Genomic DNA, 13,072 nt, shown 5'->3' with positions numbered 1-13,072 from the left:
CTGAAGTAAACTCCGGAGGGCGCCTGCTGCGGAGCAGTGGGCAAGGCAAAGGAGAGAGGAAGGTTCGCCGTGACAGTTGATCCGCCGGGACGCCCCGAATCTTCCGGACCGCCTTCCGGACCGCCGCCGTTGGTCCGCTTGCTTCAGGAATTCAGCCTCGAGGCCAACCGCTACGTGGATTCCGCCGGCGGCCGCAACGACATGCACCGGACGGACCTCAATGCCCTGGCCGTGATCATGCAGCACACCGCGAGGAACCAGATCGTCACGCCGGGCGTGCTCCGCAAGGAACTCCACCTGAGCTCACCCGCCACCACGGCACTGATCGACCGGCTGCACAGCTCCGGCCACGTGATTCGCGAGCGGGAGGGCCCGGACCGCCGCCAGGTCCAGCTCCGCATGACCCCCAAGGCCTACCGCGACGGCGGCGCCATGTTCCAGCCGCTGGCCCGGCACATGGCGGCCGCGATGGCCGAATTCACTCCGGAGGAACTGGACATCGCGACGCGGTTCATGTCCTCGATGATCGAGGCGACGGTCAGGGCCGGGCAGGAGGCCGCGCAGCAGCCGGCACCGGCTCCCGCCGACCGGCACTAGTTGGCGTTTTCGCGCGTCCCAACTGCCATACCCGTGCGCCCGGCCGGCCAGCCAAGATGGCGGCCACGGCCAGCCCGAGCGGGACCACGAGTGCCCATCCGCTGAAGAGCAGCACGGCCAGCATCACAGCAGCAGCCACTATGACTCCGAGCCAGGCCGGCGTCCGGGTGGGCAGCAAACGGATCCCGGCGAGCAGGCCAAACGCCGTCACTGCGGTGAAACAGGCCGACGCCGCCCCGATCTGGAGCTGCAAGTCGACCAGCCCGGCTGCCGCCGCCCCGAAGGACAGCAACGTCATCACGCCCAGCAATCCCAGGCTGGCCGTGGGCACCTCCCCCGGACCGGCGCCCCGCGCGAGGGCCCGCGGCAAAACGCCGTCGGACGCCAGGCTCGCCCCCAGCCTGCTGGCGCCGGCGACAAAGGTGTTGACCGGACCGAAGGTCAGCACCGCGGCGGCGGCGGTCAGCGGCGCAGCGAATCCGCCCAGTCCCTTTTCGAGCAGCTCCGCGATCGGCACCTCGCTGCCCGGAAGTGCGGGGCCCAGCACAGCGACCGACGCCGAGACGACGCCGAGGTAGACCACACCGACCACAATCAGGGTGAGCCAGGTGGCCCGTTTGAGGTCACGTTCCGGGTGGCGGAACTCCCCGGCGATATGCGTGACCGCCTCCCAGCCGGCGAAGCAGAAAAAGAGCAGGCTGGCCGCGCCGCCCACGGCCCAGTAGCCGTGCGGCGCGAACGGCTCGAAGTTCCCCGCCCGTCCAAACGGTGCAGCCAGGGCGACGGCCAGTGCCAGCAGTCCGACGAGCAATACCATCAGTACCAGCTGGATGCCGCTGGACATCCGGATCCCGACGGCGTTGCTCGCGAAAGCGGCGGCCAGCAGCAGTGCGGCGGCCACCAACGCCGTCCCGCGCCCGCCGCCCAGCGCGTGGGCGATGTAGTTGCCGCCGATCACGGCTGTCGCCGGGGCACCGAAGGGAATGGCGAAGTAGAAGAGGTAGCCGGCCACGACCGCGGCACGGCGTCCGTAGGCGCGCGTGACAAAGTGGGCGATTCCGCCTGCGTCGGGCTGCTGGCGGCTCATCTCAGCGAAACTGAAGGACACGGGGGTGCAGAACACCAGCAGCAGGGTCCAGGCCAGGAGCGACGCTGGCCCTGCCTCCTTGGCAGCGATGGCCGGGAGGACCAGGATGCCCGAGCCCAGGATCGCCCCGACGTAGATGCCGGTGGCCCGGAACAGGCCGAGCCCTGACTGCTTGCTGCTGTTGGTGTTCACTCCTCTAATCATCCGCGGAACCGCCCCGGCCGGAAGCGGCAAAACGGACGGCCGCGCGCGAAATCCTGCCGTCTTCCCGGCCGTTACCCCCGCTTTCGCGGATTTGCCGGTGCGGGGCGGTAGCGTTTCATTATGAGTGCGCAGCAGCCTGAAGATGTGTACAGCCACGGCCACCACGAGTCTGTGGTCCGCGCCCACGCCTCCCGGACGGCGGAGAACTCCGCGGCGTTTGTGATCCCGCACCTGACCCCGGGGGTTTCGGTGCTCGACGTCGGCTGCGGGCCGGGCAGCATCACGTGCGATTTCGCCGGGCTCGTCTCCCCCGGGAAGGTCACCGGGCTGGACCGCTCGCCCGAGGTGATCGGCCAGGCGGCCGCCCTCGCGGCCGAGCGGGGCGTGCAGAACGTCGAGTTCGTCGCCGGCAACATCTACGACCTCGACTTCGAGGACGAGACATTCGACGTCGTGCACGCCCACCAGCTCCTGCAGCATCTCACGGACCCTGTTGCGGCCCTGCGGGAAATGCGCCGCGTCGCCAAGCCCGGCGGGATCGTGGCGGTGCGCGACGCAGATTTCCACGGCATGAGTTGGTACCCGGCCGTCCCCGAGCTGGATGAATGGATGGAGCTCTACCAGCGGATCGCACGCCGGAACGGCGCCGAGCCCGACGCCGGCCGACGCCTGGTTTCCTGGGCCCAGTCCGCCGGGTTCACCGACGTCGCACCCTCCAGCAGCAACTGGCTCTACGCGACCGGCCAGCAGCGCCGCTGGCAGGCCCGGGTGTGGGGCGAACGCGTGCTGCACTCGGCCTTTGCGGACCAGGCTCTCGAATACGGCTTCGCCAACGCCGCCGACCTTGCCCGGATTTCGGCCGGCTGGCACCGCTGGGGTTCCACGGACGACGGCTGGTTCCTGATCCCCAACGGCGAGGTGATCGCCCGGGCGTGAGGCGGTTGGCGCCGGAGCCGCCTAATCCGGCAGCGCGGGAAGCGTCACGCCGGCGGAGGCCCCCATGCCTTGGTTCTCAGTGAACCCGACGACGCCGATCTTCACGTCCTTGAGCCGGTGGACGTCCGTCATGGTCGCGGTGCGTGTGTGGCCCTCCACAATCCCGGCCGGAAAACCGTCAACGGTCAGACCCCAGCGGTAGGGCTCCGGCCCGCCCGGCTCCCACGATATTTGGACGGTGCTGATGCCGCCCGAGTGGGCGGTCACCACCACGCTCACGTTGATGGGCGCGGCGGGGAGTCCGTCCCGCGGCCCCCGGCCGATGTGGACCCCGGTCGATGCCGTCGACAAGCCTCCCGTGGCATGGGTAATCCGCACCGTCGCCTTACCCTCGAACGCGGCGGCGTACCTGTGGGGAGCCACGGGGAGCGGCCCCACCTGATCGATGGCACCGTCGCCGTCGAAGTCCCATTCGTACTGAGCGATGCTGACGCCGCGGGGCAGCGACGCCGAGACGTCGAAGGTGATCGTTTGTCCGGGCATGGCGTAGTAGTCGGGATTGGCGAACCGCGCCTCGGGCAGCGGCACGGCCGCCGGGCCCGCGGTGCTCCCGGGATTCGCCGCAAATAGGGTGCCGGCAGTCCGGGGCGTGGCGGCCGCTGCGGCTGTGGCCTGGGTGGCGGATACTGGCGGCGGTCCGGCCCCTGGCAACGCGCAGGACGAGGTGGCCAGGACGACAGCTCCCGCAAGCATCGTTCCGACAATCCGGTCCATAGACTCCCCAAGTCTGGCTGCACGCACTGATGCCGCACGGTTGAGTGCATCGTAGCGTCCCACAGCCGGGCTGTCTCCCACTCGCCGGTTCGCTGGCGGATATGAATACGGGGGCCACGCCCGCCATTTGCCGGAGATGGCCGCTATGGGGACGGCCAGAGCGGCCATTTCTGGCGAATGGCCGGCGTGTGACGGTGTTGTGAAGCGGCGGCCGGCTGGGCCCGTCCGCGGCCGTAAACTGAATCAGTGCAACCCTCCCTTTGGCTGGCCCTGGCGGGCGCCGGTGTCCTGATCAGCTTTACGCCCGGTGCGGGCGCCATCAACACCATGAGCAATTCCCTGAACTCCGGCTTCCGGCGTTCCATCTGGGGGATCCTTGGGCAGCAGGCCGCGCTGGTGGTGCACATCGTGATCGTGGCCCTCGGCGTCGGGGTGCTGGTGGCCAGCTCTCCGGTCGCCTTCAACGTGATCCGCTACGCGGGCGCCGCCTACCTCGTCTATCTGGGCATCCAGCAGTTCCGGCACAAACCCGATCTGGACCAGGAAAAGGCCGCCGCGCTGCGGAACGAGCCGGCATTTTCCATGTTCCGCCGCGGCCTGTGGGTCAACCTGCTGAACCCCAAGGCGATCGTGTTCTTCCTCGCCTTTATGCCTCAGTTCATCCGCCCGGAGAACCCGCTCCTGCCGCAGTACCTGACCCTGTCAGCCACCGTGATCGTGATCGACGTCCTAGTGATGTGGTTCTTCTTCGCCGCCGCGGCCAAGACCTTCCAGCGCTTTACCCACGATGCCCGCGGCCAGCGCACCCTCAACCGGACGTTCGGCGTGCTGTTCATGGCCGTCGGCGTCATGCTGGCCCTCATTCACTGACGGGCGCAGGCCACGGCCAGTTATGGCTGGATGGCGCTCAGCTTCCGCAGGTCGGCCTTCCTGATCTTGCCGCTGGCGGTCCGGGGCATCTCATCGACAAACACCACGGACTTGGGGATTTTGTAGCGTGCCAGGCGTCCATCCAAGTACCGCCTGAGCTGCTCTTCCGTGAGTTGGGCACCCTCGCGCAGAAGAACGACGGCCCGGGGCACTTCACCCCATTTCTCATCCGGCACGCCGATGACGGCCACGCTTCCCACCGCCTCGAGTTCCGTGATGGCCTGCTCCACTTCGGCGGGATAAATGTTCTCGCCGCCGGAGATGATCATGTCCTTGATCCGGTCCGAGACGAAGACGAACCCGTCGTCATCCTTGTAGCCCATATCACCTGACTTGAACCAGCCGCCCTCCGCGTATGACTCGGCGGTGGCGTCAGTCCGGTTCCAGTACTCGGGGATCACGTTTGGGCCCTTGATCTGGATCTCTCCCCCAGTTCCGGGCTCCGCGGTGCCGGCTATTGGGTCGGCTATGCGGACGTCGGTGAAGAAGTGCGGAAGCCCGGCGGAACCGGCCTTGTCGCGGGACCGCGCCGCGGGGAGGACCGTGGCTGCAGGCGCGGTTTCGGTCATGCCGTAGCCGGTGCCGATCTGCAGGCCCCGGGACTCATAGGCGTCGAGCACCCGCATCGGGATCGCGGACCCCCCGCAGGTGAGCTTGTTCAGCGAGCTAAGGTCCGTCGAGGCCCACGCGGGATGTTCGCAGATGAGCTGATAGGTGGTGGGGACGCCGCTCATAGTGGTGACGCTGTACTGCTCGATGAGGGCCAGGACCCGGCTGGGGTCAAACCTGGATTCGAGGATGACCGTTCCGCCTTTGAGCAGCGTCGGGAGTACGCCCATATCGAGGGACGCGACGTGGAACATCGGCGAAATCATCAGCGCCACGTCCTGCGAGGAGAAGTCGAAATCAACGATCACGTTGATGCAGTTCCATGTGACGTTGCCGTGGGTCAGCAGGGCGCCCTTTGGCCGGCCCGTGGTACCGGAGGTGTAGAGGATCATGGCACCGTCGTCCAGCGTGACCGGTTCGTCGACCGGCTGGTCCGAACCGGAGGCCACCAGGTCCTCAAAGTCCTCCACCGCCGCTGCGTCCGCCCCGCGGGCAGCCTGCACGCCGCCGCCTGCCGCACTGGCCGAGGAACCGTCAAGGGAATCGGCGACGACGACGAGTCTCGCCACTGCCGTGCCGGCCGACCCGCGGGCTGCCAGGTCGCCGAGGCTGCCGGCATGGACCAGGGTCCCGGCGCCGCAGTCCTGCAGCTGGAACTGGATTTCCGGGGGCGCCAGCCGCGTGTTGAGCGGGACGAAGATGGCGCCGAGGGTTCCGCACGCAAAGAGGGTCTCCAGGAAGGACGGGTGGTTCTCGCCCAGATAGGCAACCCTGTCCCCCTTGGCCACGCCGCGGTCCCTCAGGGCGTTGGCGAGCCGGACGGTCCGGTCCGCGAACTGTTCATAACTGAGTTCCCGGCCTCCGCTGATCAGGGCGGTTTTGCTGCCGGACTTCGGGCGGCGACGTTGCAGCCACGAGCCGATGCCAAAATTTTCCACGGCGAATCCTTTCTACTGTGAGGTTAGCCCGCGTGACGGGACCCGATGAAGGGTCAGGCCTGGACGGTGCGGAGGTCGTTGTTCTTCGGTTCCCGGGTCAGCAGGATGAAGACGATGGAGACCACCGACATGGCCGCCAGGTACCAGACCACCGATGCCGTGTCCTGGCCTGAGTCCTTGAAGATCTGGGCCACGATGCCCGGAGTGAACCCGGCACCGAGCAGGGTTGCCAGCTGGTAGCCCAGGGACGCGCCGGTGTAGCGGGAGGTGGTGCCGAACTGCTCGGACACGAAGGCCGCCAAAGGACCGAACAGCGTGGAATGGATCATCAGGCCGATGGCGAACGCCACGAAGATCAGCATGATGTTGTTGGAGGAGAGCAGCTGGAACATCGGCACCAGGTAAATGATGAAGAGAACCAGGCCGCCGATCATCACCGGCCGCCTGCCCACCTTGTCCGAAAGCCGGCCGCCCATGATCACGAACACGATGGAGATCAGCGAGGCGGCAGCAAAGGCGTACAGCACGCCCTGGCGGTCCGCGCCCTTGGAGACGGCGTAGGTCACCGAGAACGTCGCCAGGACCACCTGGAGGGCGAAGCCGGCGGCGCCGGCCAGCATGGTGAAGATCAGGGTCTTGGGGCGCCGCAGTACCAGCAGCAGCGGAATATCCCGCTTGGCAGTGAGGCCCTGGCGGATGGCTTCCTGGTCAGCCTGTGCCTTTTCGGCCTTTTCCTGTTCCAGTGCGGCCTTGAAGATAGGGCTTTCGGAAACCTTGAGCCGGACGAACATGCCCACGCCCAGCAGCACGAAGGAGAGCAGGAACGGCACCCGCCAGCCCCAGGCGAGGAACTGGTCGTTCGGCAGCGCCGAGAACGCGCCCATGATCAGGGTGCCCAGGACGGCACCGGTGGGCGCCCCGGCGTTGACGAACGAGGCGGCAAACCCGCGCTTGCCCGATTCGGAGTGCTCCAGCGCCATCAGGGCGGCCCCGCCCCATTCCCCGCCGACGGCGATGCCCTGGAAGACGCGAAGAATCACCAGGAGCACCGCACCCCAGGGTCCGGCCACGGAGGCACCTGGTACCAGCCCGATCAGGGTGGAAGCCAGGCCCATGACCAGCATGGAGATGATCAGCATGCCCTTGCGGCCCATCCTGTCGCCGAAGTGGCCGAAGATGATTCCGCCAACCGGGCGGGCCACGTAGCCCGCGGCAAACGTGCCGTAGGCGGCCACAACGCCAACCCAGTCGTCCATGCCGCTGAAGAAGACCTTCGGGAAGACAACCGCTGCGGCCGTGGCGTAGAGGAGGAAGTCGTAGTACTCGATGGTGCTGCCCAGGTAGCTGGAGGCAATGACCGTGCGTGCTTCCTTGCGTCGCTCGGCGGTGCCCATCGCTTGAAGCTGAGTGAGTCCTGACATGGTTGTTCCTTTGAACAGAGGGAGGGTTCCTGGAGGGGTTTTTACTTGTAGAAGCGGGCGAGGAATTCCGCGACGACTGCGGGGCGCTCCTGGCCTTCGATCTCGATGGTGTTGGCGACCTTGATCTGGGCGCCGCCCTTGACCTCGGTCACTTCGCTGATGGTGGCCCGCATCCGGATCCGCGCGCCCACCTTGACCGGGGACGTGAAGCGGACCTTGTCCAGTCCGTAGTTGACCTTCGCGGTGACGCCGTCGACGTCGAACAGCTCGCCCCAGAAAGGGATGATGAGCGAGAGGGTGAAAAAGCCGTGGGCGATTGGGGCGCCGAACGGGCCGTCCTTGGCGCGTTCCGGGTCAACGTGGATCCACTGGTCGTCACCGGTGGCGTCGGCGAACTTGTTGATCTGTTCCTGGGTGATTTCGCGGTACTCGCTGACCCCGAGATCGGTGCCGGCGAGAGTGAGCAGTTTGTCGAAATCGACGACGAGATTGGGCATGGTGTCCTCCTGGAGGGCTGGATGGGGTAGGGAACTGTCCGACGGCGGTGCCGGAGCGGGGGTGTGCGGGTTTTGGTGGGTGCCGGGGTCAGCGGGTGAAGGCGCTTTCGCCGGTCAGGGCCCGGCCGACGATGAGGGCGTTGATTTCGTGGGTGCCTTCGTAGGAGTAGACGGCCTCGGCGTCGGCGTGGAAGCGTGCGACGTCGGTTTCGAGGGTGATGCCGTTGCCGCCGACCACTTCGCGGGCCAGGGCCACGGTTTCGCGCATCAGCAGGGATGTCTGCATTTTGGCCAGGGCGGAGTCCTGGTCCCGGTAGATGCCTTTGGATTGCTGTTCGGTGAGCCGCACCACGAGGGACAGCGCCGAGGTGACGTTTCCGAGCATCCGGGCCAGTTTTTCCTGGACCAGCTGGAAGGATCCGAGCGTGCGGCCGAACTGCCGGCGTTCCGTGACGTAGCGCAGTGCCGCCTCGAATGCACCGGCCGCGATGCCCGTGGCGATCCAGGCAACGTCCGAGCGCATCGCGCGCAGCATTGCCGCGACGTCCCGGAAGGAGTTCACGTTGTGCAGGCGCATCGATTCGGGCACGCGGACGCCCTCGAGGGTGATGTGGGCGTTCTGCATCATCCGCAAGGCGGTCTTGCCGTGGATCTTCTCCAGCGTCACGCCGGGGGCTTCCCGCTCGACAAGGAACGCCTTGACCTGGCCGTCGGCCACGTCGCGGGCAAACACGGCCAGGACGTCCGCGGTAGCGGCGCCGCCGATCCAGCGCTTGGCGCCGTCGAGGATCCAGACGTCGCCCTCACGGCGGGCGGTGGTGGAGAGCCCGCCGGCGATGTCGGAACCGGACTCCGGCTCGGTCAGCGAGAAAACCCCCTTGAGCGAGAAGTCGATGACCTTCGGCATCCATTCGGCCTGCTGTTCGGCGGAGGCACCGACCCGGATCGCGGTCCGGAAGAGCCCGGCCTGGGCCGTGTAGAAGGTGGCGAGCGAGGCGTCGGTGCGGGCGAGCTCGAAGATCCGGAAGCCCTGGTAGATTCCCCGGGCCGGCGTTCGCTCTGCACCCGGGGCGCCGGTCAGTTCTGCCGGTTCCATCAGGTCCAGTCCGATCAGCGGCTGCGCCAGCTCGTCCGGGAATTCGCCGCGTTCCCAATAGTCCGCCAGCAGCGGCCGGGCCTTCTCGTCGAGGAAGGTCCGCAGGCGTCCGAGAACACGTCGTTCGTCCGCGGTGAGCAGGGACTCGGCGTCGAAATAGTCGCAGACGCCGTACAGCCGGGTTTGTTGTTCGGTATCGACAGTCATCTCAGCCTCCCAGTCCGAGCAGGCGGACGGCGTTGTCCTTGAGGATCTTGGGCCGGACCTGGTCCTTGAGCGGAAGGTCAGCGAAGGCAGCCAGCCATTTCTGCGGGGTGATGAGCGGGAAGTCGGTGCCGAAGAGGACCTTGTCCTGGAGCACGGAATTGGCCATCTTCACGAGCGAGTCCGGGAAGTACTTGGGGGACCAGCCGGAGAGGTCGATGAACACGTTGGACTTGTGGGTGGCGATGGAGTTGGCCTCGTCCTGCCACGGCACGGACGGGTGGGCCATGATGATCTGCAGTTCCGGGAAGTCCGCCGCGACGGCGTCCAGCAGCAGCGGGTTCGAGTAGCCGAGCTTGATGCCGTAGCCGCCGGGCAGTCCGGCGCCCATGCCGTTCTGGCCCGTGTGGAAGATGGCCGGCAGGCCCAGTTCCTGCAGCGTTTCCCAGAGCGGGTAGAACTGTTCGTTGGAGGGGTCGAAGCCCTGCAGGGACGGGTGGAACTTGAATCCGCGGGCACCCAGGTCGATGGCCTGGTGTTTGGCGCCCTGGATGGCCTCGGCGCCGGTGCGTGGGTCCACGCTGCCGAAGGGAATCAGCACGTCGTTGTTCCGGGCGGCACCGGCGATGAGCTCCTCGATGCTGTTGGGCTCGTGTTTGAGCTGGGTGCGGGCATCCACGGTGAAGACGACGGCGGCCATGTTCAGCCCCCGGTAGACTTCGGCGATCCGGTCCAGCGACGGGGTCCGGTCTTCGGACTTGAAGTACTTGGCGGACGCTTCAGTCAATACCGGCGGCAGGGATTCATGGCCGTGACCGTCTACCTCAAGGTGGACGTGCATGTCGATCGCGTCGAGCTTTGCGGCATCGATGCCGAGTTCGTAGCGCTGGGAGGCCATGTCAGCGGACCTCCGCCGGTTCGGGCTTGAGCTCTTCCGGAAGCGGCAGGAATTCCTCGCCGACGCTTTGCAGCTTGTCGCCGAAGAGCGCGCCGAAGTCCTCCACGAGGTCCTTGTAGCCCCAGCCGCCCTCGCGGTACTCGGTGACGGCAGCCTCGGGGTGGGTCCAGAGCTGCAGGCGGTCCCCGCCGGCGCCGATCGCCTGGCCGGTGATGCCGGCAGCTTCGTCGGAGGCGAGGAAGGCAATGAGTCCGGCGACGTCGTCGGCGGTTCCGAAGCCAAGGTCGTGGCGGAAGAAGGCCGGCATGGCCTCGCCGCGTTCGTCCGCTTCGACGGCCTTCTGGAAGTACGGGACGGTCTTGGTCATGGCGGTGGCGGCCACCGGGATGACGGCGTTGGCGGTGACGCCGGCCTTCTTCATTTCCAGCGCCCAGGTGCGGACCATGCCGACGATCCCGGCCTTGGCGGCGGCGTAGTTGGTCTGGCCGAAGTTGCCGCGCTGGCCGGTGGGCGAGCCGATGGTGATGATGCGGCCGGCGATGCCGTTTTCCTTGAAGTAGGCGAACGCTTCGCGGGCGCAGGTGAAGGTGCCCTTGAGGTGGACGTTGATCACGAGGTCGAAGTCCTCGTCCGCCATCTTCAGCAGGGACTTGTCGCGCAGGATGCCGGCGTTGGTGACCAGGATGTCCAGCCGGCCGAAAGCCTCCACCGCTTTTTGCACGAGCTGCCGGGCGGCTTCGGTGCTGCCGACCGGGGCGACGACGGCGACGGCGCGGCCGCCATCGGCCTCAATGGTCCGGACCGCGTCAGCGGCCACGTCGGCATCCACATCGTTGATCACGACGGCGGCGCCCTGGCGGGCGAGTTCCCGGGCGTAGGCCAGGCCCAGGCCGCGGCCGCTTCCGGTGACGATTGCTACTTTCCCTGACAGGCTCATGCTGCTCCTTTGCACTGCGCCTTGCGGCGGATATCCGAGGGAGCCTGCGTGTGATGCACATCTCCCTTGACTGCTTCAATTAGAAACGTATTCCTTGACAATGTCAATGATTTATTTCTGCATTCAAAATTTGATGGGTCGCAGGAAACAGGAAGAAGCGCCTTCCGGCCGGAGATTCCGGCCCGAAGACACTTCTCGCCAGCTGCAGACCGGCCCCGGGGCTATGCCTGGATGGCCGTCAACTGCGACGCCAACAGCTTCCAGGCCCCGGTCTCACGAACCCACACGGAGGTCGAGAGATTCAGGACCGTACGTGGGATGCCAGACACGGATAAATCCGCCTCCATGGTCCCGGTAACCACGGCACAGTCGCCCGTCAGCGCTATCTGTTCAGCGGTAGCGTCGATCCGGTGGTAGCGGATCAGACCGTTCCGGCATGCCGCCGAAAAGGATGACTTACCGTCCCGGTGGCCGGTCGAATGCGTGTAGATGAAGCGGTCGTCGCATAGCTCATCGAAGGCGTCGAAGTCTCCGTTGACCAGGGCCGTGAAGCGTAGTTGCTCTGCAAGTCGTACTTCTTGTTCCGCGGACACCCCGGCCTGAACGGCTTCTTGTGCTGCCCCTGCACTCAATCCTGCAGCCATCAGTGCACCAGGGCCGAGGGCGCGGCCGTGGCCGTCCGCTGGGACTTTCCGGGCGCAAAGATGCTGAGGACCGCGGCTACTGCGGCAGCAATGCCCAGGATCCCGACGGCGGCCTGCATCCCTCCGGCGGCCGCGCCGAGCGCCGCAATGATGAACGGTGAGACGAACTGGCCGATCCAGAGGGCGCTCGTCCAGATGCCGGTACCCGTACCGCGGACCTCGAGAGCCAGCAGATTCACTGCCCAGGTGAGCAGTGTCGGCAGCAACAGGCCCGCGCCGGCGCTGGCGAGCACGGCTCCCGTCATGACAGCGGGAACACTGCCCGCGAACCAGATCACAATGAATCCCACGGCCGTCAGACCAAAGGCGACCGGCATAAGCCGGTGCGGTCCGAATTTTCCGACGGCGCGGAAGGAGAAGGCGCCTACAGCTGTAGCCAGCGAAGCCAGCGCTGCCATCATGCCGATACCCCCGATGTCCGTCAGCCCTTGGCCGGCGAGCAGGAATGACAGGTGGACGACGAGGGTGTAGAACACGATGCCGCCGAACAAAGTCACGAGGGCGGGCCTGATGATCAGGCTCCAGGGCACCGCCTGGCGAAGGTGTTTGGTGGGCTGCTTCACTGGCTCCCAGAGAACAAACATCATCGGCACGGCGATCACAATGCTGATGGCGTACAACCAGAACGGCGCACGCCAGCTCAGTGAGCCCAGCGCACCCCCGGCCGCCAGGAAGACCGTGGCGCTGATGGTGGTGACAACCGTCTGTAATGAAAGGTACTTGTTGCGGCGCTGCGCCGAGTAGTAGTCGCCCAGGAGCGTGGTGCAGCACGTCATGATGAAGCCCTCGCAGATGCCGACGCCCACCCTGGTCACGACGATGGCCTCAAGGCTGTCCATGAAGAACGGCGCCACACCAAGCACGGCGTAAGCAATCATCGCCACCACCAGCACCTGCTTGCGGCCCACCTTGTCAGCCACGGCACCCGCCATGGGAGCCACGATGGCCACCATGAGCGCGGGCACCGTCAGGATCATCGGCACGAGGACGGCCACCCCGGGGGTGGCCGCGAAAACCTGCATGAGGTTCGGCAGGGAGGGAGCGAGCAGGACGGCACCTAGAACGGGAAGGCAGCTTCCGATCAGGAGCAGGATGCCCTGGAAAGTCGTGCCGGAACGCTCAGGGGATGCGGGGGCGGCTCCATTCGCGATGGAGCCTGTGGGGGTCGGGAGAATCGCCATTGAGATCCCTTTGCTGGGTCGCGGCGCGCAGTGGGTCCCGCGCCTGTGGTCAGCCCAGA

13 protein-coding genes are annotated in these 13,072 nt (G+C 66.6%); 3 read left to right on the top strand and 10 right to left on the bottom strand.

Translation table 11 applies throughout. From position 1 onward, the window contains the following. The first annotated feature begins 69 nt into the window (after positions 1 to 69). On the top strand, positions 70 to 597 hold the full coding sequence (locus GXK59_RS19060; RefSeq protein ID WP_160663323.1) for a MarR family winged helix-turn-helix transcriptional regulator: 528 nt from the start codon (positions 70 to 72) through the stop codon (positions 595 to 597). Here the strand turns inward: GXK59_RS19060 and GXK59_RS19055 are convergent. Further along, positions 539 to 1,876: an APC family permease gene (locus GXK59_RS19055; protein WP_237393707.1), complete on the bottom strand. Its 1,338-nt coding sequence runs from the start codon at positions 1,874 to 1,876 to the stop codon at positions 539 to 541. The two genes, GXK59_RS19060 and GXK59_RS19055, sit on opposite strands and share 59 nt — an antisense overlap. A 132-nt stretch (positions 1,877 to 2,008) precedes the next feature. Here GXK59_RS19055 and GXK59_RS19050 point away from each other — a divergent pair, with 132 nt between their 5' ends. Continuing rightward, a complete protein-coding gene (locus tag GXK59_RS19050; protein WP_160663319.1) occupies positions 2,009 to 2,824 on the top strand; it encodes a methyltransferase domain-containing protein in 816 nt (271 codons plus the stop codon). Between the two features lie 21 nt (positions 2,825 to 2,845). On the opposite strand, the gene GXK59_RS19045 is transcribed toward GXK59_RS19050, so the two are convergent. Beyond that, positions 2,846 to 3,598, bottom strand: coding sequence for a PKD domain-containing protein (locus GXK59_RS19045; protein ID WP_160663317.1), 753 nt, complete (start codon positions 3,596 to 3,598; stop codon positions 2,846 to 2,848). Positions 3,599 to 3,844: 246 nt separating this feature from the next. Between GXK59_RS19045 and GXK59_RS19040 the strand changes: the two genes are divergently transcribed. Further along, on the top strand, positions 3,845 to 4,468 hold the full coding sequence (locus tag GXK59_RS19040) for a LysE family transporter (RefSeq protein ID WP_160663315.1): 624 nt from the start codon (positions 3,845 to 3,847) through the stop codon (positions 4,466 to 4,468). A 20-nt stretch (positions 4,469 to 4,488) separates the two neighbouring features. Here the strand turns inward: GXK59_RS19040 and GXK59_RS19035 are convergent, their stop codons facing one another. The 8 genes from GXK59_RS19035 to GXK59_RS19000 all read right to left on the bottom strand — a co-directional run bounded on the left by GXK59_RS19035 (position 4,489) and on the right by GXK59_RS19000 (position 13,013). After that, the gene (locus GXK59_RS19035) at positions 4,489 to 6,075 is read right to left on the bottom strand and encodes an acyl-CoA synthetase (protein ID WP_160663313.1); all 1,587 of its coding nucleotides are present in this window, start codon (positions 6,073 to 6,075) and stop codon (positions 4,489 to 4,491) included. A 53-nt stretch (positions 6,076 to 6,128) separates the two neighbouring features. Continuing rightward, positions 6,129 to 7,496 carry an MFS transporter gene (locus GXK59_RS19030; RefSeq protein ID WP_160663311.1) on the bottom strand — a complete coding sequence of 456 codons (1,368 nt, stop codon included), beginning with the start codon at positions 7,494 to 7,496 and terminating at the stop codon, positions 6,129 to 6,131. A 41-nt stretch (positions 7,497 to 7,537) separates the two neighbouring features. Next, positions 7,538 to 7,993, bottom strand: a complete 456-nt coding sequence (locus GXK59_RS19025; protein ID WP_160663309.1) for a MaoC family dehydratase — start codon at positions 7,991 to 7,993, stop codon at positions 7,538 to 7,540. Between the two features lie 88 nt (positions 7,994 to 8,081). Continuing rightward, entirely contained in the window at positions 8,082 to 9,296 is a 1,215-nt protein-coding gene (locus GXK59_RS19020) for an acyl-CoA dehydrogenase family protein (RefSeq protein WP_160668894.1), read from the bottom strand. A 1-nt stretch (position 9,297) separates the two neighbouring features. Beyond that, complete coding sequence (locus tag GXK59_RS19015; protein WP_160668893.1) at positions 9,298 to 10,191, bottom strand: amidohydrolase family protein; 894 nt, start codon at positions 10,189 to 10,191, stop codon at positions 9,298 to 9,300. A 1-nt stretch (position 10,192) separates the two neighbouring features. Then, the gene (locus GXK59_RS19010) at positions 10,193 to 11,128 is read right to left on the bottom strand and encodes an SDR family NAD(P)-dependent oxidoreductase (RefSeq protein ID WP_160668892.1); all 936 of its coding nucleotides are present in this window, start codon (positions 11,126 to 11,128) and stop codon (positions 10,193 to 10,195) included. A 221-nt stretch (positions 11,129 to 11,349) separates the two neighbouring features. Next, the gene (locus GXK59_RS19005) at positions 11,350 to 11,772 is read right to left on the bottom strand and encodes a nuclear transport factor 2 family protein (RefSeq protein WP_160668891.1); all 423 of its coding nucleotides are present in this window, start codon (positions 11,770 to 11,772) and stop codon (positions 11,350 to 11,352) included. Beyond that, complete coding sequence (locus GXK59_RS19000; protein WP_160668890.1) at positions 11,772 to 13,013, bottom strand: MFS transporter; 1,242 nt, start codon at positions 13,011 to 13,013, stop codon at positions 11,772 to 11,774. Before GXK59_RS19000 ends, GXK59_RS19005 begins: the two co-directional genes overlap by 1 nt. Between the last annotated feature and the right edge of the window lie 59 nt (positions 13,014 to 13,072).

It is taken from the genome of Pseudarthrobacter sp. ATCC 49987 (assembly GCF_009928425.1).
Taxonomy (GTDB): Bacteria; Actinomycetota; Actinomycetes; order Actinomycetales; family Micrococcaceae; genus Arthrobacter.
Note: the sequence above shows the minus strand (reverse complement) of the source record. Positions and strands in the feature narration are given on the sequence as shown.